A 26,352-nucleotide genomic window follows, 5' to 3' on the forward strand; every position below is an offset into this window, starting at 1 on the left:
ACCATGGCCGTCACCGCAACCACCCCCGCCACCCGTCCGTCGGCGGCCCCGTCCCGGACGGGCGCGGCCGCGGTGACGGCCGCACTGCTTCTCCTCGTCACGGGCCTCGCGCTCGTGGACATCACCCAGGGCACCGCCGCCGTGGGCGCGTCCGAGGTGTGGAAGGCGTTCACCGGACAGGCCGATCCGGCCGACGCGTCCGTCGTCATCGCCTCGCGCCTGCCGCGGATGGCCGCCGGGCTGCTCGTCGGCGTCGTCCTCGGCATGGCCGGCGCGGCCCTCCAGGCGGTCAGCCGCAACGTCCTGGCCGCGCCCGACACCCTCGCCGTCAACGCCGGTTCCTACTTCGCCCTCGGGCTCACCGCAGCCACCGGCGTCTCGCTCCCGCTGCTCGCCTCCTCCGGCATCGCCTTCGCCGGCGGCCTCACCGCCGCAGCCGTCGTACTGGGACTCTCCGGCCTGGGCACCGGCACGGTCCGGCTGGTGCTGGCCGGCAGCGCCCTGACCCTCGGTCTGAGCGCCATGACCGAGGGGCTGCTCCTGCTGTTCCCCCAGGAGGCCGAGGGCGTCTACCACTGGAACCAGGGGAGCATCTCCCAGAACGGCTTCGACGGCGTCCTCCAGATGGCGCCCATCGGCGTCGTCGGGCTCGCCGGACTGCTGCTGCTCGCCCGCCGGGTCGACGCCCTGGCCCTCGGCGACGACGCCGCCCGCGGCCTCGGCGTCCCCGTCCGTGCCACGCGCATGACCGCGGTCGTGCTCGCGGCCCTGCTCTCCACGGCCGCCGTCACCCTGGCCGGCCCGGTCGGCTTCGTCGGCCTCTGCGCTCCGGCCCTGGTCCGTCCCCTCGCCCGCCGCTTCCGCGGCCTCGCCCGGACGCGGGTCGGCATCCCGGTCGCGGGTCTCGTCGGCGCCGCCCTCGTGCTGGGCGCGGACGTGCTGCTGCGCACGCTCGTCCCGGCGGACACGGCGGTCGCCGTGCCGACCGGCGTCGTCACCAGCCTCGTGGGCGCCGTCTTCGTGATCGTCATGGCCGCGCGGCTGCGGGACACCGCCGGAGTCGCCGCCGACCGGCTGCACATACGCAGCCGGACCGTCTTCCTCACGGTCACGGCCGCCCTGGTGGCCGTCCTCGTCGGCGCCGTCATCGCCGCCGTCCTGCTCGGCGACGCCAAACTGCTCCTCGGCGACGTCACCAACTGGGCCATGGGCCGGGCCGGACAGACCGTCGGTTTCGTCCTCGACACCCGCGTCCCCCGAGTCCTCGCCGCGCTCTGCGCGGGCGCGGCACTCGCGCTCGCCGGCACCCTCGTCCAGGCCGTGACCCGCAACCCGCTCGCCGAACCCGGCATCATGGGCGTCTCCGGCGGCGCCGCGCTCGGTGCCGTACTCCTCGTCACGACCGTGCCGATGGCCGGCGGGTGGGGCGTGGCCGGTGCCGCGTTCGCGGGCGCCGCGGCGGCCTCCGCTCTGCTCTTCGGGCTGGCCGCGCGGGGCGGGTTCCAGCAGACCCGGCTCGTCCTCGTCGGCTTCGCGATCCACTCCGGGGCCGCCGCCCTGGTCAGCCTGTTGATCATCCTGACCGACCCGTTCAACGCGACCAAGGCGCTCACCTGGCTGTCGGGCTCCACCTACGGCCGGACCCTTCCCGATGTGGTCCCGCTCGCCATCGCGCTGGCCGTCGGCCTGGCCGTCGCGGTCGCGCGCCGTACCGAACTCGACCTCATCTCCCTCGACGAGGACACCCCGAGGCTCCTCGGGCTGGACCTCGGACGTGGCCGGCTCGGCTTCCTGGTCCTCAGCGTGGTGCTCAGCGCCGCCGCCGTGGCCGCCGCCGGGACCATCGGCTTCGTCGGACTCGTCGCCCCGCACGCGGCCCGCGCCCTCGTCGGCCGGCAGCACGCCCGCGTCGTCCCGGTCGCCGTCCTCCTCGGTGCCGTCCTCGTCTGCACCGCGGATCTGGTGGGCCGCACCGTCATCGCGCCGGCCCAGCTGGGCGCCGGCATCATGACCGCCGTGATCGGCACGCCGTACTTCCTGTACCTGCTTGTCCGCAGCCGCCGGGGGTAGCCCCCGGTCTTCCGGCGGATGCGCGTCACGGGCCCGGAGAACCCCGCGAGGGTTCTCCGGGCCCGTACGCGTATCCGGCAGGCCGTTCGGGTGTCAGCGCGTGCCCCTCGTCATGCCTCCCCGGCGGCGAGGTACTCCTCGGCACGCACCTCCCCGCCTTCCTCGGTCCGTACGCGATGCAACACGACGCCGGGCCTGCCGCTGCCGCCGTGGTCCGCGCCGGCGACGACGACCACGCCTTCGTCCTCCTGGTGGAGTACGAGGCCCGGTTCACCGGAGTAGAGGCCACGGGAGACCGTCGCCGTGAGCACGTCGAGCCGTCGGCCGGCGTGGTGCGTGAACGCGACCGGGTTCAGCGGGCGCCGGGTCTCGACGAAGCGGGCTATGTCCTCTGCCCGCCGCGTCCAGTCGATCCGGCCGTCCTCGTCGGAGCCGCCGCCGGACAGGACCTCCACGTACCGCGGGGGTTCGTGGACCACGCCCGCCGGGCTGGGTTCGAGGTGACGGTGGACCCGGCGGAGCAGCGAGGCGAGCGTCTCGCGTTCCTGCTCGCTCAGCGGGGCCAGGACGTCGTCGTCCGTCGAGGCGATGTCCGCGTTCAGTTGGGCCAGGTAGGTCCGGCCCTCGGGGGTCAGCCGTACGAGGACCCTTCGCCGGTTGGCCGGATCCCTGGCGCAGTCGACGTGGCCGGTCTTCACCAGGTCGTTGACGATCTTCACCAGGTCGCTGGAGTTCATGTCGAGCCGGGCGGCGAGGACGGTCTTCATCTGCGGGCCCAGGTCGGCCACCAGCGCCATGACGGTCAGATGCCACAGTCGCAGGTTGTGGGCGGCCAGTCGTTCGGTGAGTCTGCGGCGGGCGGCCTTGCCGATCGCGTACATGAGATACGCGTTGAGGTTCAGCACGCTGGGCGGTGTCATGCTCAGGCGTGGTGGGCCCGAGGGCTCCGTTCCGGGCGGCTCGGCGTCGCGCGCCGGGTTCGTTTTCGCTGGGGGGCCGTGGTGCGCGGCCTGGGGTAAGGCGGCACCCTGGATCGTGAGATCGGTGTTCGCCAGTGCCCTGAAGACCTGGGCCCAGTCGGTCGTCGGCATGTTCGAGATACCGACGACGGCGAAAGTCGCTCCGGACGCGTCGCACGCGGTGCCGGAGATGACCGGTTGTTCCATGGACTCGTCCCCTGCTCGCCGTGCGGGTTAGGTTTCCCTAACCTAGTCAAGTAGTGACAATGCCGGCGCCCCTCAGGACCGTCCGAGGGGCGCCGGAGTTCGGAGGGCCTACGCCCGGGTCCTCACGGGCGGCTGGTGAGGTAGCCGCCCATCGAGCTGAAGTACTCGGCGGCGGGCAGCTCGTGGCCGTCCTCGGTCCGCACGCGCGTGATGGCGAGGCCGTGGTTGCGGCCGGTGCGGGCGTCGGCGCCGGCGACGATCACGACCCCGTCGCCCTCGCGGTAGAAGATGCGGCCGGGGGTGCCGCCGTAACGTCCCTCGGACACGACTGCCGAGAGGATCTCCAGGCGCTTTCCCTTGTGGAAGGCGAAGGCGCTCGGATACGGCGCGGACTGAGCGCGGACGAGGCGCTCCAGCACGGCGGCCGGCCAGTCCCAGTTGATGCGGATGTCGTCCTCGGACCGCTTGTGGAAGAAGGTCGCGCGGGAGCGGTCCTGCGGAGTGAACTCGGTCTCACCGGCGGCGATCCGGGCCAGGGCGCCGATGGTGACCGGGGCGATGAGGTCGACGGTCTTGTGGAAGAGGTCGGTGGCCGTGTCGGTGGGCTCCACCGTGACGGCGCGCTGGTCCACGATGTCCCCGGCGTCGAGCACCTCGTCCATCATGTGGGCCGTGACGCCCACCTCCTGCTCGCCGTTGATGAGGGCCCAGATCAGCGGCGAGAAGCCGGCGTACTTCGGCAGCAGCGAGTCGTGGACGTTCAGCGTGCCGTGGCGGGGCAGCGAGTAGATGCGCGGCGGGATCCACGTACGCCAGTTGTTGGCCACGATGATGTCCGGATCGGCCGCCTTGAGCAGGTCGAACAGCTCGTCGTCGTCGGGCCGGTTGCGGATGACGACGGGCACGCCGTGCTCCTCGGCGAGGTCGGCGACCGAGTCGCTCCAGATCTTCTCGTAGGCGTGCTCGCTCTTGGGGTGTGTCACGACCGTCACGACGTCGTGCTCGGACTCCAGGAGGGCTTTCAGGGTGCGGTGGCCCCAGGTCTGGTAACCGAACATGACGACCCGCATAGGGGTTCCTCCTCGGGAGAGCGAATGACCGAGCCAAGTAAAGCAAGGCTTACCTAACAAGGCAAGACCCCTTAATTTCCGGCCAGTTGAGGGTCGAGCGTCCGCCATCCGTCCGATTTGTCCTGTCGACAGCCTCGCGCAGGTCAGGTTAGCTTTACCTAAGTTCCGACTGGCTTACGGTGACGCCGAGTTGGTGTCACGTTCTTTTCATCCCACGCCTGACAGGCGGCAGTTCCGCACGATGGGAGTGACATGTCTCAGGGTCTTCCTGGCGACGCCCCTCTGGTCCACGACCTCATTGGCATCGGCTTCGGGCCGTCCAATGTGGCCATGGCGATAGCGCTGAGCGAGCACAACGCTCGGGTCGGAAGGCAGGAGGCCGTCACCGCGCACTTCTTCGAGCGGCAGCCTCGCTTCGGCTGGCACCGGGGCATGCTGATCGATGACGCGACCATGCAGGTGTCGTTCCTCAAGGACCTTGTGACACTGAGGAATCCGGCCAGCGAGCACAGCTTCCTGTGCTACCTGCAGAGCAAGGGCCGGCTGATCGACTTCGTCAACCACAAGAACCTCTTCCCGCTCCGCGTCGAGTTCCACGACTACTTCGAGTGGGCGGCGGCCAAGGTCGACGACATGGTCTCGTACGGCCACGAGGTCGTCGCGATCGAGCCCGTCGTACGCGACGGTGTCATCGAGTTCCTCGACGTCACGGCCCGTTCGGGTAGCGAGACGGTGGTCCACCGGGCCCGGAACCTCGTGATCGGTACGGGGCTTCGTCCGCTGATGCCCGAGGGTGTCGACCGCACGGACCGCGTGTGGCACAACTCGGAGCTGCTCGCGAAGGTCGACAGCCTGGAAGGCGCCGACCCCACCCGTTTCGTCGTCGTCGGCGCCGGGCAGAGCGCGGCCGAGAACGTGGCCTATCTGCACCGCCGCTTCCCCGAGGCCGAGGTGTGCGCCGTCTTCTCCCGCTACGGCTACAGCCCCGCGGACGACAGCAGCTTCGCCAACCGCATCTTCGATCCGGCAGCCGTCGACGAGTACTTCACGGCCCCCGGGGAGGTGAAGCGCAAGCTGATGGACTATCACGGCAACACCAACTACTCCGTGGTCGACATCGACTTGATCGAGGACCTCTACCGTCAGTCCTACCAGGAGAAGGTCCTCGGCACGGAGCGCCTGCGCTTCGTCAACGTCTCGCGTGTCACCGGGGTCGAGGAGAGCGGAGGCAAGGTCCACGCCTCCATCACCTCCCTGGTCACCGGGGAGGAGTCGGTCCTCGACGCCGACGTCGTCGTGTACGCGACCGGCTACAGCTCCGCCGACCCTGTCGGGCTCCTCGGCTCAGTCGCCGACCACTGCCTCCGCGACGAGGAGGGGCGCGTCCGCGTCGAACGGGACTACCGCCTCACGACCGACCCCGAACTGCGCTGCGGCATCTACCTCCAGGGCGGCACGGAGCACACGCACGGCATCACCTCGTCCCTGCTCTCCAACACCGCCATCAGGGTCGGCGAGATCCTGGACTCCGTCCTCGACCGGGGGCAGGCACCCACGCCGGGCGCGCCCCGGCCGGTCGCCGACGGCATCGGCTCGGTCCTCTAGAGCCCCTTCGTCCCCAGGGCTCCGTCCTGGCCAAGCCCCCCACACGCCTCACCCGCCGGGCAGTGCCGTCGTGCCCGGCGAGCGAGGCACGCACTGTGAAACCCCCGTGAAAGGAACACCTGTGTTCACTGGTACGCGCCCTGCTCTGACGCGGTTCGTCAGACACCTGCCACGCGTGGCCGTCGCCACGGCCGCCGCGCTCGCCCTGTCCGCCTGTGGGGGCGGCGCAGAGAAGGCGGAGTCGAAGCCCGAGGCTTCGTCCGGCAGCGGCAAGAACTCCGCCGCCTTCCCGGTGACGTTGGAGCACAAGTACGGCAGCACGACGATCGACAAGGAGCCGAAGCGGGTCGTCACGCTGGGCCTCTCCGACCAGGACGCCGTGCTCGCGCTCGGCATCAAGCCGGTCGGGGCGGTCGACTGGTTCAAGGAGCAGCCGTACGGCAAGTGGCCGTGGACGAAGGACAAGTGGGGGTCCACGAAGCCGGAGATCGTCGGTGAGCGCGACGAGTACAACATCGAGAAGATCGCGGCGCTCAAGCCGGACCTCGTGATCGCGCAGTACTCCGGCATGAAGAAGGAGCAGTACGACACGCTCTCGAAGTTCACCAAGGTCGTCGCCCAGCCCAAGGGGCTGCCCGACTACGGCGCCTCCTGGCAGGTGATGACCACGCAGATCGGCAAGTCCCTCGGAAAGACGACCGAGACCGACAAGCTGATCGCAGACATCGACGCCCGCTTCAAGGCCGTCCGCGACAAGCACCCCGAGTTCGCCCAGAAGACCCTCGCGGTCGCCGACAGCTTCGAGGCCGGCAAGTACTCGGCCTTCACCAAGACCGACCCCAAGTCGATCTTCTTCCAGGAGCTGGGCTTCAAGCTGAAGCCCGAGATCGACACCATGGCCAAGCCGGGCTGGAACGTCGCCGAACTCAGCGCCGAGAAGCTGAACGTCCTCGATGTCGACCGGCTCGTCTGGGTCACCTCCAGCACTGACGCCAACAACCGGATCAAGGCCGAGCCGCTCTACAAGAAGCTCAAGGTCCACCAGGAGAAGCGCGACCTGTTCGTGCCGTACCAGGACCCGGACATCGGCGCCGCGTTCTCGTTCAACACGGTCCTTTCGATCCCCTACGCCATCGACGAGATCGAGCCGCTGCTGACCGCCATCAAGTGACACCACACCGCTGACGCGGGGCGGGGGAGGACGACGGTTCTCACTCCCCCGCCCCCTTCACCGCCCGCACCACCAGGGAAAGGCCACAACGTACGATGTTTGACGTCGAGTCGGACCGGACACCCCCAGCTGGGCTGCCCGTGACGGGTGGGCAGACCGGCATCTGGCTGGCCCAGCAGATCGAGCCGGACAGTTCCGCCTACAACGTCGTCTTCGCCCTGGACCTGCGCGGCGACATCGACCTCGACCGCCTCGGCGCGGCGGTGCGGCAGACCCTCTCGGAAGCAGAGTGCCTGCATGTGCAGGTGACGCCGGGGAAGGACGGACCCCGTCAGTCGCCCGTCACCCTCGCCTTCGACGTGCCCGTGGTCGATCTGCGCGACGCCGACGCCCCGGAGGAAGCCGCCACCCGGTGGATCACCGCCGACCGGGACCGGCCCGCAGACCTGTCGGCCGGACCGCTGTTCGCCCAGGCCCTGCTCCGGCTCGCCGACGACCGCGTCTGGTGGTACCAGCGGTACCACCACATCCTCGTCGACGGCATGGGCGTCGCGCTGATCTCGCGGCGCGCGGGCGAGCTGTACACGCTGGGGGAGCAGGCCCCCGGGTGCCCCGACTGGTCCCTGAGGCGTCTGGTGGACGCCGACCTCGCTCACCGGGCCTCGGACCGGTACACGGCCGAGCACACCTGGTGGCGGGAGCGCATGGCCGGCCGCTCCGAGCCGGCCCGCCTGGTCGAGCGGGCGTCCTCGCTCGCGACCCGGCGGCTACGGCGGTCGACGGAGCTGTCCGCCGAGGAGGCCGCGCGGCTGCACCGGGCGGCCGACCGCGCGGGCAGCCGGGGCTCGCGCGTCCTGATCGCCGCCGTCGCCGCGTACCTGCACCGGGTGACGGGAGAGCGGGACCTCGTCCTCGGCCTGCCCGTCGCGGCACGACAGGACGAGGTGTCGGCCACCGTCCCGGGCATGCTCTCCAACATCGTGCCGCTGCGCCTGACCGTGAGTCCCGCCACCACCATGACCGCCCTCGTGGCACACGTCCGCGACGCCGTCGCCGAGACGGTCGAGCACGGCCGTTACCGGGCCGAGGACCTGGCCAAGGACCTCGGACTCGTCGACGGCGTGGCCGAACTCGTCGGCCCCACCGTCAACATCCTGCCCAGGCCCGACGACCTGCACTTCGCGGACTGCACGGCCGAACTCCGACCTGAATGGCTGGGACCGGTCAGCGACCTGGCCTTCAGCTTCGGCGAGGTCCCGGGCACGGACGGCATCTCCGTGCACCTCGACGCCGACGCGGCCGTCTGCGACGAGGAGACCCTGCGCGCCCACGAGCGGCGTTTCCTCGCACTGCTCCACGCCTTCACCGAGGAACCGGACCGCCCCGTCGGCCACCTGGACCTCACCTCCGAGCCCGAACGCGCCCTCCTGCTCGATGAGTTCGGCGTGGACCCGCGTGAGACCGCCGAGCTGTCCTGGCCTGCGGCCTTCGAGGCACAGGTGCGCCGCGCGCCCGACGCCGTCGCGCTCGTCTTCGAGGAACGCGAGCTGACGTACGCGGAACTCGACGCCGCCGCGAACCGGCTCGCCCGCCTCCTCGCCTCCCGGGGCACCCGCGCCGAGGACGTCGTCGCCGTGGCCCTCCCGCGCTCCCCGGAACTCGTCGTGACCTTGCTCGCGGTGATGAAGGCCGGCGCCGCCTACCTGCCGCTGGACGCCGATCACCCCCAGGACCGCATCGCGTACATGCTGGACGACGCCGGGGCCCGGACCGTGATCACCGTCCGGGAGCTCGCCGGCGAACTCCCTCGGCTGCCGGACGTCACACACCTGGTGCTCGACGACCCCGCCACCGCGGACGCGGTCGCGCGCCACGACGACACCGGGCTCGGCGTGCCGGTCGCCCTCGACCAGGCCGCGTACGTCATCTACACCTCCGGCTCCACGGGCCGGCCCAAGGGCGTCGTCGTCCCGCACGACGGCGTCGGCAGCCTCATCGCCACCGCCACCGGCCGCATCGGCATCACCGCCGACAGCCGCGTCGTCCAGTTCGCCTCCGTCGGCTTCGACGTGACCGTCTGGGACCTGATCATGTCGCTGTGCGTCGGCGGCCGGATCATCGTCGTCCCCGCCGAGCGGCGCGTCGCGGGTCCCGCCCTGACCGAATACATCGCGCGACACCGGGCCACGCACATGATCCTGCCGCCGTCGCTGGTCTCCGCGCTGCCCCAGGAGTGCGAGCTGCCCGACGGCGCCGTCCTGATCGTGGGCACGGAGGCCGTGCCCAGCGAGCTCATCGCCCGCTGGGCGGGGCGGGTCCGGGTCGTCGTCGCGTACGGACTCACCGAGGCGAGCGTCAACTCCACGCTGTGGCCCGCCGATCCGGACCGGCCCGGACCGGCCCCGATCGGCCGCCCCGACCCCAACACCCGTACGTACGTCCTCGACACGGCCCTCCGCCCCGTCCCGGTCGGCGCCGAGGGCGAGCTGTACGTCGCCGGGCGCGGCCTCGCCCGCGGCTACCTCGGCCGGCAGGGACTGACGGCGGAACGGTTCGTCGCCGACCCGTACGGCGGGCCCGGCAGCCGCATGTACCGCACCGGCGACCGCGTCCGCTGGGGCGCCGACGGGAACCTCGAGTTCCTCGGCCGTGCCGACGGCCAGATCAAGATCCGCGGCCACCGGATCGAGCCGGGCGAGATCGAGAGCGCGTTCATGGCCTGCCCGGGCATCGCCCAGGCCGCCGTACTCGCCCGCGAGGACCACCGGGGCGTCAAGCGTCTCGTCGCCTACCTGGTCGGCGACGGCGACCACACGGACACCGAGGCAGCCGTCTCCGCCGCCCGCGCCCACGTCGCGGACACCCTGCCCGACCACATGGCGCCGTCCGCGGTCGTCGTCCTCGACGGGCCCCTGCCCCTGACACCGAACGGCAAGCTCGACAGCCGCGCCCTGCCCGAGCCCCGCTGGACCGCCCTGAGCGGCGCCGACGCCCCCGCCGGCCCGGTCGAGACCGCGCTCGCCGCACTCTTCGCGGACGTCCTCGGCCTGCCCTCGGTCGGCGTCCACGACAGCTTCTTCGAGCTCGGCGGCGACAGCATCGTGGCCATCCAGCTCGTGAACCGGGCCCGCGAGGCGGGGCTCGCGCTCACCCCGCGCGACGTCTTCCGGCTCCGCACGGTCGCCGCTCTCGCCCGGGTCGCGGGCGAGGCCGAGCCGCCTGCGCCATTGGCCCCCGTCGAGCTGGACGAGGATGCCCTGCCGGTCTCCCCGCTCCAGGAGGGCTTCTACTTCCACGCCGCCTTCGACGAGGAGGCCGCCGACCTCTACGTCGTGCAGGAACTGCTGGACCTCGACGGCCTGTTCGACCCGGACCGGCTGCGCCGCGCCCTTCAGCTGGTGCTGGACCGGCACCCCTTGTTGCGCGCCTCGTACCGCCAACTGCCCGGCGGAGAGGTCGTCCAGCGGCTCGCCGAGCACGTGGTACTTCCCTGGCGGCAGGCCGACACGGCCGACCTCCCGATCGACGAACTGCTCGCCGCCGACCGGGCCGAGCGGTTCGACCTGGAACGGCCGCCGCTCATGCGGGCCACCCTGATCCGCGACGGCCGGCGCCACCGGCTCCTGCTCACGCTGCACCACATCATCGCCGACGGCTGGTCCGTCACCGTGCTGCTGCGCGAACTGGCCGCCGCCTACCAGGGCGACGCCCTGCCCGCTCCCGTCGACCCCCGCCCGTACCTGTCGTGGCTGGCCGGGCGGGACCGGGACGCCGCACGGGACGCGTGGCGGCGAGCACTGGCCGGTCTGGACGAACCCACCCGGCTGACCGCGCCCGCCGATGCCGGGGACGGACAGCGGACCTCCGCCAGGCCCGAGCACGTCGACGCCCGGCTGCCCGAGGACTTCACCACCGAGCTGAACGCCTTCGCGCGCACCCACGGCCTCACCCTCAGCACCGTCGTCCACGGAGCCTGGGCGCTGCTCCTCGGCGCGCTCACCGGCAGCCGGGACGTCGTGTTCGGTACCACCGTGTCCGGACGGACGACCGAGGTCGCCGGACTCGACTCCGCCGTCGGCCTGTTCATCAACACCGTCCCGGCCCGCGTGACCCTGCGCCCCGACGAGCCGCTGGGCGGCCTGCTGGGACGCGTCCAGGACGAGCACGCCGCCCTCCTCGACCACCAGCACCTCGGCCTCGCCGACGTCCAGCGGCTCGCGGGCGGGGGGGAACTCTTCGACACGCTCGTGGTCTTCGAGAACTTCCCGACCGCAGACCCGTCGGCCGCGCCGGCGCCGGGCGCGCTGCGCATCACCGGCGCAGAGGTGCTCGACGCCGTGCACTACCCGCTCGCGCTCGTCGTCGAGCCGGGCGACGGCCTGCTGCTGAGGTTCAAGCACGACGCAGCCCGCCTCGACGGGCTGACCGTGGCCGTCCTCGCCAACCGGTTCACCGCACTGCTGCGCACCCTGGTGGCGGAGCCCGAGCGCACGGTCGCCCGCACCGGCGTGCTCTCCGACCGGGAGCACGAACACCTCGCCGAGTCCAACGCCACCGCGCACGAGGTGCCCGACGCCACGCTCGTCTCCCTGATCGCCGCGCAGGCCGCCCGTACCCCGGACGCCCCGGCCGTCGTCTTCGACGACACCACCCTCACGTACGCCGAACTCGACCGCCGGGCCGAGGCATTGGCCGGGCGGCTCCGGGCCCGCGGAGCCGGGCCGGAGGAGTACGTCGCGGTCGCCGTGCCCCGCTCGGCCGAGCTGATGGTCGCCCTCCTCGGCGTCCTCAAGGCGGGCGCAGCCTACCTGCCCGTGGACCTGGACTACCCCGCCGAACGCGTGGCGTTCATGCTCACCGACTCCGGCGCGCGCACCGTCGTGATCACCCCCGACGCAGCCGCCCGGCTGCCCCGCGTGGAGGGGCTCGACCACCTCGTACTCGACGCCGAGGACCAGGCGGAAGGCTCCGGCAGGTCCGGCATGCCCGGCACGTCCGGCTGTCCCGCCCGACCCGACCACCCCGCCTACCTCATCTACACCTCCGGTTCCACCGGCCGCCCCAAGGGGGTCGCCGTCACCCACCGGGCCATCGTCAACCGGCTCGCCTGGATGCAGGACGCGTACGGGCTCACCGCCGACGACCGGGTGCTCCAGAAGACCCCGTCCAGCTTCGACGTGTCCGTGTGGGAGTTCTTCTGGGCCCTCACCGTCGGCGCGACCGTCGTCCTCGCCCGCCCCGACGGCCACCGCGACCCGGCCTACCTCGCCGACCTGATCCGCTCGCGGCGCATCACGACGACGCACTTCGTCCCGTCGATGCTGGCCGCCTTCACCCAGGTCATGGAGAGCACCCAGGCCTTGGAGAGCCCCGGCGGCGCACCCGACTGGGCGGCGAGCCTGCGGCGGGTGTTCTGCAGCGGCGAGGCGCTCACCGGCGTCGAAGCCCGCCGCTGGTGGGAACTCACCTCCGGTTCCCCGCACGGCCCTGTGCCGCTGCACAACCTCTACGGCCCGACCGAGGCGGCCGTGGACGTGACGTACTTCCCGTACGAGGGCGGGACCGAACTCGCCGTCCCCATCGGACGGCCCGTGTGGAACACCCGCCTGCACGTGCTCGACCCGTTCCTGCGCCCGGTGCCCGACGGCGTGCCCGGCGAGCTGTACCTCGCCGGCGTCCAGCTGGCCCGCGGCTATCGCGGCCGGGCCGCCCTGACCGCCGAGCGGTTCGTCGCCGACCCGTTCGGCGAACCCGGCTCGCGCATGTACCGCACCGGCGACCTGGTCCGCCGCCGGTCCGACGGGGCCGTCGAGTACCTCGGCCGCACCGACCGCCAGGTCAAGATCCGCGGCAACCGGATCGAACTCGGCGAGATCGAGGCCGCGCTGGCCGCCCGGCCGGGCGTCGCCCGCGCTGCCGTGATCGTCCGCGACAACGCTCTCCTCGGCTACGCCGTGCCGACCCCCGACGCCGCCGTCCCGGCAGCCGAGGCCCTGCTCGCGGCGCTCGCCGAGGCTCTGCCCGCGACCATGGTGCCAAGCGCCGTCATGACCCTGGACGAGCTGCCGCTGACCCCCAGCGGCAAGCTCGACCAGAGCGCCCTGCCGTCGCCCGAGCTCGCCCTCAGGGCCGGCGGGCGCGCCCCTCGCGACGAGCGGGAGAGCGCCTTCTGCCAGATCTTCACCGAGGTCCTCGGCGTCGAGGGCATCGGCGCCGACGACGACTTCTTCGTGCTCGGCGGCGACAGCCTCACCTCGATCGCCGTCGCCACCCGGGCCCGTGAAAGGGGACTGACCATCAGCCCGCGCGATGTGTTCGAGCACCGTACGCCCGCTGCGCTCGCCGCGACGGCCGCGGACGTGCCGGACGAGCCCACCGCCGAAGCCGCTCCCGAGGCGCCGGCCGCCGGAGTGACCGTGTCCGCCTCCGACGCCGGGCAGGCGGCCGCCGCCCTCCAGGCGATGCTCGCCGCGCAGGCCCGGTCCGGCGCTTCGGTCGACCCCGCCCTCAAGGCCCTGCTCGACCAGCTGACCGCCGCCACCCCGGCGGGGCCCCCCGCCCCGCTCGGCGGCCTCGAACTGACCCCGGAGGAGACCGCCCGCGTCGAGGCCGTCGCCGGGCTCCCCGTCGCCGAAGTGTGGCCGCTCTCCCCGCTCCAGGAGGGCATGTACTTCCACGCCACCTACGACACCGGCGACGCCCTCGACGTCTACCTCTCGCAGGAGACCCTGGACTTCGACCACCACCTGGACGCCGACCGGCTGCGCGCCGCCTGCCGGGCACTCCTCGCACGCAACACCAGCCTGCGCGCCGGGTTCACCAGCGACGGCCTGCCCCGGCCCGTGCAGTTCATCGCCGACGGCGCCGAGATCCCGCTCACCGTGACCGACCTGACCGGGCTGTCCCCGGCGGAGCGGAGCAGCCGTGTCGACGAACTGCTCACCGCCGACCGCCGGCAGCGCTTCGACCTGTCCGCGCCGCCGCTCTGCCGCCTCCAGCTGATCCGGCTCGACGACGGCCGTGACCGGCTCGTCGTCACCCACCACCTCATCCTCTGGGACGGCTGGTCCGCGTGGCTGTTCCTGGAGGAGCTGTTCACGCTGTACGAGCGGTCAGGCGACACCACCGGCCTCCCGGCCCCGGGCTCGTACCGCGACTACCTGGCCTGGCTGGACCGGCAGGACACCACGCGGGCCATCGACGCCTGGCGCGAGGCCCTCGCCGGTTTCGACGAGCCGACGCTCGTCGCCCCGACCGGCCGTGACGCGGGCCCCGTCATCCCGGCCGACCACCACGCCGTACTGTCCCGGGAGACCGGCGACCGGCTGCGCGCCCTCGCCCGCCGGCACGGGCTCACCCTCAACACCGTGCTCAACGCCGCCTGGGGCCTGGTCCTGTCCGCGATGACCGGACGCGGCGACGTCGCCTTCGGCACCGCGGTCGCCGGACGGCCCGCCGACGTGCCGAACGTGGCCGGCATCATCGGCATGTTCCTCAACACCGTCCCCGCCCGGATCGCCTTCGCCCCGGACGAGCCGCTGCTCGACCTGCTGCGGCGGATGCAGTCCGAGCGCGCCGCCGTCATGCCGCACGAGTACGTGGGCCTCGGAACGCTCCAGCAGGAGACCGGGCACCGCCGGCTGTTCGACACGCTGTTCGTGCTCCGCTCCGCCGACGGCGAGGACCGGGCCGCCGAACTGCGGCGGAGGCACGGCATCACCGACGTGTCGAACGTGGACGGCACCCACTTCCCGCTGACCCTCATCGTCACGCCCGAGACCCGGCTGCGGGTCACCCTGGCCGCCCGGCCCGACCTCTTCGACGCGGAGGCGTCGGCCGGCATCCTGAGCCGGTTCACCACCGTCCTCGAGCGGCTGGGCGAACTCCTCGCCGCCCCGGACGCCGCCCTGGCGCGCACCGTGGGCGTGGACCTGCTGCTGCCCTCGGAGCGCGCCGCCCTGGCGGCGGGGTGGGCGGGCAGCCGCGAACCCGTCCCGAACGAGACCATCGCCGACATGCTGACCGCCCAGGTGGCCCGTACCCCGGACGCCGTGGCACTGGTCTTCGGCGAGCGCGCCCTCACGTACGCCGAACTGGACGCGCACATCAACCGGATCGCCCGGCTGCTCCTCGCCCGGGGCGCCGGACCGGAGAAGGCCGTGGCGCTCGCGCTGCCCCGCTCGATCGACATGGTTGCGGCCCTGTTCGCCGTCCTGCGAACCGGCGCCGCCTATCTGCCGCTCGACCTGGACCACCCGGCGGACCGCCTGCGGCTGATGGTCGAGGACACCGGACCGCTGTGTCTCGTCTCCACCACGGCCGTCGCGCCGACCCTGCGCGGCCCCGAGGGCCCCCCGGCCCCCGAACTCCTCCTGGACGACGCGACCGTGGCCGCCGAGCTGGCCGCCCTGGCCGGCGACGCGATCACCGACGCCGAACGGCCCGCGTTCGCGCACGACGTGCCGGACCGCTTGGAGTACCCCGCGTACGTCATCTACACCTCCGGCTCCACCGGCCGTCCCAAGGGCGTCGTCACCCCCTACCGGGGCCTGACGAACATGCAGCTCAACCACCAGAAGGAGATCTTCGACCCGGCGATCGCCTCCGCGGGCGGACGACGGCTGCGCATCGCGCACACCGTGTCCTTCGCCTTCGACATGTCCTGGGAGGAGCTGCTCTGGCTCGTCGAGGGCCACGAGGTCCACGTCTGCGACGAGGAACTCCGGCGGGACGCCGAGGCGTTGGTCGCCTACTGCGACGCCCACCGCGTCGACGTCGTCAACGTGACGCCCACCTACGCCCAGCTCCTCATCGAGGAGGGCCTCCTCGATGAGGATGAGGCGGCGGGCCAGCACCGGCCGGCACTGGTGCTGCTGGGCGGCGAGGCCGTTCCCGACACCGTGTGGGACCGGCTCCGCCGCACCGAGGGAACGTACGGCTACAACCTGTACGGGCCGACCGAGTACACGATCAACACGCTCGGCGGCTCGACGACCGACAGCGCCACCTCGACCGTCGGCGTGCCGATCCGCAACACCCGCGCCTACGTCCTGGACGCCATGCTCCGGCTCGTCCCGCCGGGCTGCCCCGGCGAGCTGTACATCGCCGGCACCGGCCTCGCCCGCGGCTACCACGACCGGCCCGGCCTGACCGCCGAGCGGTTCGTCGCCGACCCGTTCGGCGAGCCCGGAGAGCGGATGTACCGCACCGGCGACCTCGTCCGGCAGCGCCCCGACGGACTGCTCGACTTCCTCGGCCGCACCGACGACCAGGTCAAGATCCGCGGCTACCGCATCGAACTCGGCGAGATCGCGGGCGCCCTGTCCGCGCACCCGGCGGTCGCCCACGCCGCCGTCGTGGTCAACGAGTCCACCGGCACCAAGCGCCTGGTCGGCTACGTCGTCGCCGAGGACGGCATCGAGGCCGGCGAGGAGCTGACCCAGCGGCTGCGCGACCACCTGAAGGCCGGCCTGCCGGACTACATGGTCCCGTCCGCGCTCGTCACCGTCGGCACCCTGCCCCTGACCGTCAACGGCAAGCTCGACGTCCGGGCCCTGCCCGCCCCGGACTTCGCCGGCAGCGCCACGAGCCGTCCGCCGCGCACCCCGCGCGAGGAGACGCTGTGCGCCCTGTTCGCGGAGGTCCTGGGACTGTCCGAGGGCAGCGTCGGCATCGACAGCGACTTCTTCGAGCTCGGCGGACACTCGCTGCTCGCCACCCGCCTCGTCAGCCGCGCCCGGACCGCGCTCGATGCGGAGCTGGCCATCCGCGACCTGTTCGAGGCACCCACCGTCGCCGAACTGGTGGAGCGGGCCGACGGCGGCGGAGGTGCGGGCCGCCCCGCGCTGACGGCCGGTGAGCGCCCCGACGAGCTGCCGCTGTCGCACGCCCAGCAGCGCCTGTGGGTGATCCAGCAGATCGAGTGCACCTCGGCCGCGTACAACTTCCCGCTGGTCATGCGGATGCGCGGGGCACTCGACGTCGAGGCGTGGCGTGCCGCGCTGGCGGATGTGACGGAGCGTCACGAAGCCTTGCGCACCCTCTTCTTCACGACGTCCGACGGCCAGGCGCTGCAGCGGGTGCTGCCCGCCGAGCAGGCGCGACCCGTGGTGGAGCTGCTCCGCGCGAGCGAGGACGAGCTGCCCGGCATCGTCGACGCGGCCGTCAACCGCCCGTTCGACCTCGCCGCCGAACTTCCGCTGCGGGCCACGGTCGTGGAGCTCGCGCCCGAGGACCACGTCGTCGTCCTGCTGCTGCACCACATCACCACCGACGAGTGGTCGGACCGCCCGTTCCTGCGCGACCTGACCGCCGCCTATGCCGCGCGTACGCGGGGCCGGGCCCCCGCATGGGAGCCGCTGCCGGTCCAGTACGCCGACTACGCGCTCTGGCAGCAACGCCTCCTCGGCGACCCGGCGGACGGGGACAGCCTCGCCGCGCGGCAGCTGGAGTACTGGCGTACGACGCTGGCCGGCGCCCCCGAGGAGCTGGAGCTGCCCACCGACCGGCCCCGGCCCGCCCGCCCGGCGTTCACCGGCGCCGAGCTGGACCTCGCGTTCGACGCCGAGACCCACGACGGCCTCAAGCGGCTCGCCCGGGAGACCGGAGCCAGCATGTTCATGGTGGTGCACGCGGCCGTGGCCGCCCTGCTGCACCGCACCGGTGCCGGTACCGACATCCCGCTCGGCTCGCCCATCGCCGGACGGAGCGACGAAGCGCTCGACGAGCTGGTCGGCTTCTTCGTGAACACGCTGGTGCTGCGCACTGACGTGAGCGGCGACCCCAGCTTCACCGAGCTGCTCACCCGGGTCCGCGAGACCGACCTCGCCGCGTTCTCGCACGCCGACGTGCCGTTCGAATCCGTCGTCGAGGCGCTCAATCCGACGCGCTCGCTCTCCCGCAACCCGCTCTTCCAGGTGATGGTCGGCTACCACGCCCGGACCGGCGAGGAGCTCGGACTGTCCGGCCTCGACGTGGAGTACGTGCCGTTCCGGATCCGCTCGGCCAAGTTCGACCTCGTGTTCAGCTTCACCGAGCACACCCCGGCGGACGGCGGCACCGGCTCCCTCGGCTGCCGACTGGAGTACGCCACCGAACTGTTCGACCAGGAGACCGCCGAGGAGCTCGGCGACCGGCTCCGCCGGCTCGTCGCCACCCTCGTCGCGGCCCCCGAACAGCCCCTGTCGCAGGCGGAGATCCTCGACCCCGGCGAGCGCCGGCTCGTCCTGGAGGGCTTCAACGGCCTGCCCCGCGACGTCGACGAGGAGCCGTTCCCGGCACTGTTCGCCCAGCGGCTCGCCGAGCGGCCCGACGCCGTCGCCGTCGTCGACCGGGCCCGCTCGGTCACGTACGCGCAACTCGACGCGCGCGCCAACCGTGTCGCCCGGCTGCTCGCCGCACAGGGCGTCGGTCGCGAGAGCGTCGTCGGCGTGGCAGTGCCCCGCTCCGTGGACATGGTCGCCACGGTGCTCGCGGCGCTGAAGCTCGGCGCCGCGTTCCTGCCGCTCGACCTCGCCCATCCGGCCGACCGCCTCGCGTACATGATCGAGGACTCGCGGGCCGCCCTCGTGGTCGGCACCGAGCCGGTCGCGGGGAAGATCCCCGATGTGCCGGGCGTGCCCGTCGTCCTGCTGGACGCCCCGGGCACGGCCACGGAGCTCGACGCGCTGTCCGACCGGCCGGTGGAGAGCGGTCCGGTCGCCCTCGACCAGGCCGCCTACGTGATCTACACCTCCGGCTCCACCGGCCGCCCCAAGGGCGTGGTCGTGCCCCACGAGGGCATTTCCAGCCTGGTGGCGACGGCCGTCGACCGCATGGGGCTGCGCTCCGACAGCCGGGTGCTCCAGTTCGCCTCGATCGGCTTCGACGTCTTCGCGTTCGAGCTGGCGATGGCGCTGTGCCACGGCGGACGGCTCGTCCTCATCACCGACGAGGCGCGGGTCGCCGGACCGGCGCTCACCGACTTCCTCGCGGACCAGCGGATCACCCACATGATCCTGCCGCCGTCGCTGGTGTCGGCGCTGCCGCCCGGCTGCCGACTCCCCGAGGGCTCGACCGTGCTCGTGGGCACCGAGACCGTACCGCCGGACCTGTTCGAGCGGTTCGGCGCCACGGCCCACCTGACTTGCGCCTACGGACTCACCGAGGCGACGGTCAACTCCACGCTGTGGCCCGCGCGCGAGCACGGCGGCACTCCGTCCGGCCGGGTCCCGATCGGCCGCCCCGACCCCAACACCCGCGCGTACGTCCTCGACGAGCACCTGCGGCCCGTCCCGCCCGGCGTGGTGGGCGAGCTGTACGTCGCCGGGCGCGGCCTCGCCCGCGGCTACCTCGGCAGGCCGGGTCTGACCTCGGAGCGGTTCGTCGCCGACCCGTACGGCGCGCGTGGCAGCCGGATGTACCGCACCGGCGACCGGGCCCGCTGGCGCCGCGACGGCAACCTCGACTTCCTCGGCCGGGTCGACACCCAGGTCAAGGTGCGGGGCTTCCGCATCGAGCTGGGCGAGATCGAGGCCGCCCTCGCCGGGCACCCCGCGGTCGCCCAGGCCGCCGTCCTGCCGGACCGCGACGGCGACATCGTCCGCCTGATCGGGTACGCCGTCCCCGAGTCGGGGGACCTCGACCCGCAGGAGCTGCGCGCCCACGTCGCCGGGCTGTTGCCCGAGTACATGGTCCCCGCGCTCGTGGTGCCGCTCGACGGTCCGCTGCCGCTGACCCCCAACGGCAAGCTGGACCGCAAGGCGCTGCCCGCGCCGGACTGGTCGGCGATGACCGGCGACGCACGCCCGGCCACCGAGACGCAGGCCCGCCTCGCCGAGCTTTTCTGCGAGATCCTGAAGCTCGACAGCGTCGGCGTGCACGACAACTTCTTCGCGCTCGGCGGCCACTCGATGGCCTCGATGCGGCTGCTCGGCCGCATCCGCACGGAGTTCGGTGTCGAGCTCAGCATCCGTGACGTCTTCGACGCGCTGACCGTCGCCGGCCTCGCCGGCAAGCTCGAAGGCGCGGCGGCCGCCCGCCCGGCGCTGCGCGCCGCCGAACACGGGGACGAGCCGCTGCCGCTCGCGCCGGGCCAGCGCCCGCAGTGGGAGGCGTACCGCCGCAGCCCCGGCTTCGACCACGCGCTGGTCCTGCGCGCCACGGACGGCTTCGACGCCGAGGCGCTCGCCGCCGCCCTCGCCGACGTGGCGGGCCGCCACGAGCCGCTGCGCACCGCCTTCGACGAGCGCGACGGCGCCGTGTACCAGCAGGCTGTCGCGGCTCCGGGACTGGTCGCGGAGGAGTGCGCCGACCTGGACGCCCGCCTGCGCGAACTCGCCGCCGAGGCGCCCGATCTGGAGCGGGAGGCCCCGCTGCGGGCCCGCCTGCTCACCGGCCCGGACGGCGTTCAGGCCCTCCTGCTCGCCCTGCACTACCTCGCCGTCGACGAATGGTCCGTCGTCCCGCTGTTCCGCGACCTCACCACGGCCTACGCGGCGCGTACGCGCGGCTCTGCGCCCGATTGGCAGCCGCTGCCCGTCTCGTACACGGACTACACCCGCTGGGCCCACGAGGTCCTGGGCGACCTCACGGACCCCGACAGCCGCGGCGGGCAGCAGCTCGCCTACTGGCGGGAGACGCTCAGGGACGTTCCGGTGCGGTTGGCCCTGCCCGCCGACGGTCCGCAACCGGCTGCCGCCGGCCCGGCGCGGCGGCCCGCGGACCACGTCGGGTTCGTACTCGACGAGCAGCTGCACGGGGCCGTGGACGAGCTGGCCCGGGCGACCGGCACCAGCATGTTCATGGTGCTGCACGCGGCCCTCGCGGCCCTGCTCACCGCCCACGGCGCGGGCACCGACCTGCCCATCGGCACGATGGTCGCCGGCCGCACCGACGACCAGCTCGCCGACCTGGTCGGCAGCTTCCTCAACACGGTCGTGCTGCGTACCGACACCGCGGGCGACCCGACGTTCGCGGAGCTGCTGTCCCGGGTCCGGGAGACCACACTCGGCGCCCTCGACCGGGCGGAGGTCCCCTTCGACGAGGTCGCCCGGGCCGCGGGCCTGCCCGCCGGGGGACCGCAGGTCATGGTGATCCACCACGAGCAGGCCGACCTGGCCCGGCTGGAGGGCGGCGTGGGCTCGCTGGAGGCCGTGCCGACCGGACGCGCCCGGGCGGAGCTGACCCTCAGCTTCTACGAGCCGCGTGGCGACGGCCCCGTGCACTGCGGCCTGATCCACGCCACCGACCTGCTCGGCACCGCCAAGGCGCAGCGACTCGCCGACGAGCTTCTGGAGCTGCTGCGCACCGTGGCGGCCCGACCGGAACAGCCGCTGTCCGAGCTGTTCACCGCACCGTCCCAGAGGAGTGACAACGCATGACGACCAACCCGTTCGAGGACCCGCAGGGCAGCTTCCTGGTCCTGGTCAACGACGAGAACCAGCATTCGATGTGGCCGTCCTTCGCCGAGGTCCCGGCCGGCTGGCGCACCGCCGCCGGCCCGGACACCCGTGAGGCGTGCCTCGCGTACGTCGAGGAGCACTGGACCGACCTGCGCCCCGCCGGCCTCGCCGCCCAGCAGGGCTGACAGGCCGCTTCGGCCGCACCACGCCGCCGCCCTCGGAGCAGTCGCCCGAGGGCGGCGGCGCGTCGTGCGCCGGGGGTGCCCGATCGCCTCGCACATGAACGTCCCCGCGAACTACCCTCGCGGCCATGACGTCACACGTTGCGCCTGAAGGATCCCGAACCGCTCCCGACGGTGCCGGGGTGGTGATCCGGCAGGAGACCGCCCACGACCACCGAGCGGTGCGCGAGGTCCACGCGCGCGCCTTCGGCGACGGCGACCGGGTTCCCGGGCTCGTGGACGCTCTGCGCGTCGCGGGGGCTGCCCTGGCGCCGATGTCCTTCGTCGCCGTCGCCGACGACCAGGTCGTCGGGCACGTGCTGCTGAGCGCGACGCGGCTGGACGCTCCGCGCCGGATCGTGGACGTCCTGTCGCTGTCACCGCTGGGCGTGGTCCCGGAGTACCAGCGCCGGGGCATCGGCACCAGGCTCGTCGCCCACGCCCTCCGGGCGGCCGACAGCCAGCGTGTGCCGTTGGTGTTCCTGGAGGGGCCGCCGCACTACTACGGCAAGCGCGGCTTCGAGGCCGCCGGCGCGGCGGGCTTCCGTTCACCGTCGCTGCGAATTCCCGAAGCAGCTTTCCAGGTCGCCCGGTTGTCCGCTCACGAGCCGTGGATGACGGGCACCTTCGTCTACTCGGATGTCTTCTGGGCCCTCGACTGCGTCGGCCTGCGCGATCCCGGGCACTGAGGGGCCGTACCCGGCCGGCCCCGCCGCGGGCGCCGTTCGCTCTGCCGACGGCCGCACGCCGATGAGGTTCCGGAACCCGATCGGCGTGCCGAGGGCCGCGGTATCGGCGGATCTTCCTACCGGATGCCCAGAGCGGCCCCGGTCGCCGCCCGATCCGCGGGTACGTCCGCTGCGGCTTCGGCCGCCTTCTCCGGCACGGCCGCCGCCGGGACGTCCGCCCCCCTCCGGCTGTCCGACCACGCCGCCCACAGCGCGGCGTACCGGCCGCCGGCCGCGACGAGTTCGTCGTGGGTGCCGGTCTCGACGACGCGGCCCTCGTCGAGGACGACGACACGGTCGGCCGCGGCGGCCTGCGGTAGCCGGTGGGCGACCAGCAGGCCGGTGCGGCCCTCCAGGGCCCGCGCGGCCGCCTCCTCCAGGACCCGCGCGCCCGCACTGCCCGCGTCGGCGGTCGCCTCGTCCAGGATGGCGACGGGCGGGTCCGCGAGCACGAGCCGGGCGAGCGCGAGGTGCTGGGCCTGCGCGACCGTCAGGCGGTGACCGCCCTCGCCCACCACGGTGGCCAGGCCGTCGGGCAGGGCCTCCGCCCACTCCAGGGCGCCCACCGTGGCCAGCGCGTCGCGCAGTTCCTCGTCCGTGGCCTCCGGCCGGGCCAGGCGCAGGTCCTCTGCCAACGGGCCGGCGAACACGTGCACTTCCTGACTGATCAGGGTCACGGCGCGCCGGACGCCCTCCGGGCCCAGCTCGCGGACGTCGACCCCGCCCAGGGCGATCGAGCCGCTGCTCGGCGTGTGGACGCCGGCGATGACCTTGGCCAGCGTGGTCTTGCCCGCGCCGCTCGCGCCCACCAGCGCCACCCGCTCACCGCTGCGCACGTCGAGCTCGACGTCGGTCAGCACGGGGCGCCCGTCGGCGTACGCGTGGCCGAGCCCGGTCACCTCGACCGCGCCGTCGACCGGCGCGCTCCCGTCCTCCGGAGTCCGCTCGGCGGGCAGGTTCGCGACGCCGATGAGGCGGGCGAAGCTCGCACCCGCCGACTGGGCGTCGTCGATGAGGAAGAGCGCGGCGTTGACCGGGTTGAAGAGACTGTGGAAGTACAGCGCGGCGGCGGTGGCCGTGCCGATGCTCACCGCCCCGTCCTGGACCAGCAGGAAGCCGGTGCCGAGCATGGCGGCCAGGCCGATGAACTCGGCGAGGTTCAAACGGGAGAAGAACCCGGTGACGATGTGCAGACCGCGCAGCGCCACGTCACGGGCGGCACCCGACCGGTCCTCCAGCAGGGCGGCGTGCACGCCGTTCAGCCGGAACGCGCGCACGGTGCGCACCCCGCCGATGCTGTCCAGCAGTTGGTGCTGGAGCGCGCCCGTGGCGACGCGGTGTTCGGCGTACACGGGCGCGGCCCGGCGCAGGTACCAGCGGACGGACAGCATCTGGACGGGCATGGCCAGCAGTGCCGCCAGCAGGAACCGCCAGTCGAGTACGGCGAGTCCGACCAGGGTGAGGACGATCGTGAGCGCGGAGCGGGTGAACTCGGGGAGTGCCTGGCGCACCGACTTGGCGATCATGGACACGTCGCTGGTGACACGGGAGACCAGGTCCCCGGAGCCGGCCGCCTCGACGCGTTCGAGGGGCAGCCGCAGTGCCCGTTCGATGAACCGCTCGCGCACGGCCGCGAGCACCGTCTCGCCGAGCCGGGCCACCAGGGCACTGCCGAACGCCGCGGCGGCGCCGCGGGCCAGCGCCACCACGACGAGGAGGACCAGCGGGACTGTCAGGGCCCGCGGTCCCTCGCGGTCCACCACCAGGTCGACGATGTGACCGAGCAACGGGGCGGTCAGCAGACCGACTCCGGTCCCGGCGACGAGGACGAGGACGGCGGCGACGGCCAGGAGCCGGTGGCCGCGCAGGATCACGCGCAGCGCCGCCAGGCTCTCCGCGCCGCCGGCCGTCGGAAGGAGTGTGCGGTCGGCGTGGTCCGTGCTGGTCCCGCTCATGTCCTTCTCCGTCTCCGTGTCGCCCGTCGCTCGCGTCGTCTCCGCGACGCGATCGTCGTCGTGCACGGCGGTCATGCGAGCACCGCCGCGCGGTAGGTCTCGTCCGCGGCGACGAGTTCGGCGTGTGGGCCGTCGGCCGTCACGGTTCCCTCGTCGAGGACGACGACCCGGTCCGTCACCGCGAGGAGAGCCGGGCTGGTCGTGATCAGGACCGTGGTGCGCCCCCGGCGGCTCTCGCGCAGGCGGGCGGCGATCCGGGACTCGGTGACCGTGTCCACGGCCGTGGTCGGATCGTGCAGGACGAGGACGGGGCGGTCGGCGGCGAGTGCCCGGGCGAGCGCGACGCGCTGGCGCTGCCCTCCGGAGAGGGACCGGCCGCGCTCGGCGAGCACCGTGTCCCCGCCGTCCGGCAGCAGCCGGGTCACCTCGTCCGCCGTGGAGGCGGCCAGGGCGGCGTCGAGCGACCCCGTGTCGGTGTCGGAGGCGCCCGCCCGCACGTTGTCCAGGAGGCTGCTCTCGAACAGGTCGGCGTCGTGGGGGGCGACGAGCACCGAGCGGCGCAGCAGGTCGGGGTCGAGCTCGGTCAGCGGTACGCCGTCGAGTTCGACGCGTCCGGCGGCCGGGTCCGTCTCCCTGGCGAGGGCGAGCAGCAGGTCGTGGGCGACGGCCGGGTCCCGGGTCACGACGCCGACGAGGCTGCCCGCCGGGAGGTCGAGATCGACCCCGCGCAGGGCGCCCAGGCGGACCTCCCGCAGCCGGATGTGCCCGGCTGCCGCACCGGCCGGGGCCCGCTGCCCGCCGTCGACGGCGGCGGGGGAGTCGAGGACCTCGGCGATCCGCCGGGCGGAGGCCCGGGCCTGGGCGAACTCGGCGTTGGAGTAGGCGAGGAGCTGGAACGGGCCGAGGAGGAACTGCGCGAGACCGACCGCGGCGACCAGGTCGCCGACGCTGATGCTCCTGTTCATCGCGAGGTAGGCGCCGGCGATGCCGATGACCGCGATGAACACGCCGGTCAGGGCGAGCAGCGCGCCCTCGTGGCCGGCGCGACTGCGGGCCGCCCGCAGCGCGGCGGCGAGGGAGTCCTGACTGGTGGTGCGGTAGCGGGCCACGGCCGCGGACTCGGCGCCCATGCCCTTGAGGACCCGCAGCCCGGAGACCAGGTCGGCGGCGACGCCGGAGGCGTGCGCGGCACTTTCCTGTTCGGTCTCGCTGCGCTGTTCCAGCGGCCGGCTGATGCGGTGGCCGAGCCACAGCAGCGGCGGGATGCCGAGCAGGACGAGCAGGCCGAGCGGTACGGAGATCCGCAGGAGGGCCACGGCGCTGACCACCAGCGCCGCGATCGCCGCGCAGCCGTACGGCAGGACAGTGGCGACCGAGCCGACGCGGCGGGCGTCGTTGGTGGCGATGCTGGTCAGCGCGCCCGGCAGCCGGTTCGCGTCGGCCCCGCCGCGGGGGTCGAGCACGCGGGCGCCGAGTTCGAGCCGGAGCCGGTGCGCGGCGTGCTCGCCGGCTCCCTCGGCGATCCTGGCGCTGGTCCGGTAGCAGGTGGACAGCACGAGGAACAGGACGCCGAGCACGAGGAGCCAGCGCAGCAGCGCCTGCGCGGACCCCGTGGCGACCGCCGAGTCGATGGCGGCGCCGATGACCACGGGCACCAGCGCTTCACACGCCTGGTGGGTCATACCGAGCAGGGACGCGGAGACGACTCTCCGGCGCTGGCCCCTGATCGCGCCGCGGAGAACGAGCCCTCCGGTCGGTCCTCCAACTGGCATGTGGCCCTCCATCCGGAGTCATGGGAAGTTAGGTAAGGCTACTCTAAGGAAATGTTGCATCGTCGTGTGGTCCCGCGTGCTGCGGGGAGTGCTCTGCGCGGGTCATCTCGCTCTGCTTTCAAGCGCGTTGACCCGTCATCCACGTTCGGTTAGCCTCACCTAAGTTGCAAGCCTCGTGTGCGCTGAATCGCCTGCCCATCCCTACAACACGAG

Annotated in this window: 10 protein-coding genes; 6 read left to right on the forward strand and 4 right to left on the reverse strand. The window is 73.1% G+C overall.

The genetic code is table 11. From position 1 onward, the window contains the following. Nucleotides 1-3: 3 nt before the first annotated feature. Nucleotides 4-2,070: an iron ABC transporter permease gene (locus tag ABZO31_RS31905; protein ID WP_406864811.1), complete on the forward strand. Its 2,067-nt coding sequence runs from the start codon at nucleotides 4-6 to the stop codon at nucleotides 2,068-2,070. Nucleotides 2,071-2,180: 110 nt separating this feature from the next. Here the strand turns inward: ABZO31_RS31905 and ABZO31_RS31910 are convergent, their stop codons facing one another. Further along, the gene (locus ABZO31_RS31910) at nucleotides 2,181-2,990 is read right to left on the reverse strand and encodes a winged helix DNA-binding protein (protein ID WP_406864812.1); all 810 of its coding nucleotides are present in this window, start codon (nucleotides 2,988-2,990) and stop codon (nucleotides 2,181-2,183) included. Nucleotides 2,991-3,358: 368 nt separating this feature from the next. Continuing rightward, the gene (locus tag ABZO31_RS31915; protein WP_406864813.1) at nucleotides 3,359-4,306 is read right to left on the reverse strand and encodes a methionyl-tRNA formyltransferase; all 948 of its coding nucleotides are present in this window, start codon (nucleotides 4,304-4,306) and stop codon (nucleotides 3,359-3,361) included. 252 nt (nucleotides 4,307-4,558) lie between these two features. Between ABZO31_RS31915 and ABZO31_RS31920 the strand changes: the two genes are divergently transcribed. The 5 genes from ABZO31_RS31920 to ABZO31_RS31940 all read left to right on the forward strand — a co-directional run bounded on the left by ABZO31_RS31920 (nucleotide 4,559) and on the right by ABZO31_RS31940 (nucleotide 22,373). Continuing rightward, nucleotides 4,559-5,911: a lysine N(6)-hydroxylase/L-ornithine N(5)-oxygenase family protein gene (locus ABZO31_RS31920; RefSeq protein ID WP_406864814.1), complete on the forward strand. Its 1,353-nt coding sequence runs from the start codon at nucleotides 4,559-4,561 to the stop codon at nucleotides 5,909-5,911. Between the two features lie 175 nt (nucleotides 5,912-6,086). Continuing rightward, a complete protein-coding gene (locus ABZO31_RS31925; protein WP_406864815.1) occupies nucleotides 6,087-7,082 on the forward strand; it encodes an iron-siderophore ABC transporter substrate-binding protein in 996 nt (331 codons plus the stop codon). Nucleotides 7,083-7,177: 95 nt separating this feature from the next. Next, complete coding sequence (locus ABZO31_RS31930; protein WP_406864816.1) at nucleotides 7,178-21,442, forward strand: amino acid adenylation domain-containing protein; 14,265 nt, start codon at nucleotides 7,178-7,180, stop codon at nucleotides 21,440-21,442. Beyond that, the gene (locus tag ABZO31_RS31935; protein ID WP_406864817.1) at nucleotides 21,439-21,648 is read left to right on the forward strand and encodes an MbtH family protein; all 210 of its coding nucleotides are present in this window, start codon (nucleotides 21,439-21,441) and stop codon (nucleotides 21,646-21,648) included. The genes ABZO31_RS31930 and ABZO31_RS31935 overlap by 4 nt, the downstream gene beginning before the upstream one ends. 179 nt (nucleotides 21,649-21,827) lie before the next feature. Next, nucleotides 21,828-22,373 (forward strand): GNAT family N-acetyltransferase, encoded by a 546-nt coding sequence (locus tag ABZO31_RS31940; RefSeq protein WP_406864818.1) that lies wholly within the window; start codon nucleotides 21,828-21,830, stop codon nucleotides 22,371-22,373. Nucleotides 22,374-22,489: 116 nt separating this feature from the next. Here the strand turns inward: ABZO31_RS31940 and ABZO31_RS31945 are convergent, their stop codons facing one another. Together ABZO31_RS31945 and ABZO31_RS31950 are read right to left on the reverse strand one after the other, a co-directional pair. Further along, complete coding sequence (locus ABZO31_RS31945; protein ID WP_406864819.1) at nucleotides 22,490-24,442, reverse strand: ABC transporter ATP-binding protein; 1,953 nt, start codon at nucleotides 24,440-24,442, stop codon at nucleotides 22,490-22,492. After that, complete coding sequence (locus ABZO31_RS31950) at nucleotides 24,439-26,139, reverse strand: ABC transporter ATP-binding protein (RefSeq protein ID WP_406864820.1); 1,701 nt, start codon at nucleotides 26,137-26,139, stop codon at nucleotides 24,439-24,441. The genes ABZO31_RS31945 and ABZO31_RS31950 overlap by 4 nt, the downstream gene beginning before the upstream one ends. Nucleotides 26,140-26,352 lie beyond the last annotated feature (213 nt).

Origin of the sequence: Streptomyces solicamelliae (assembly GCF_045348655.1) — a bacterium.
In the GTDB taxonomy this organism is placed as follows: domain Bacteria; phylum Actinomycetota; class Actinomycetes; order Streptomycetales; family Streptomycetaceae; genus Streptomyces; species Streptomyces solicamelliae.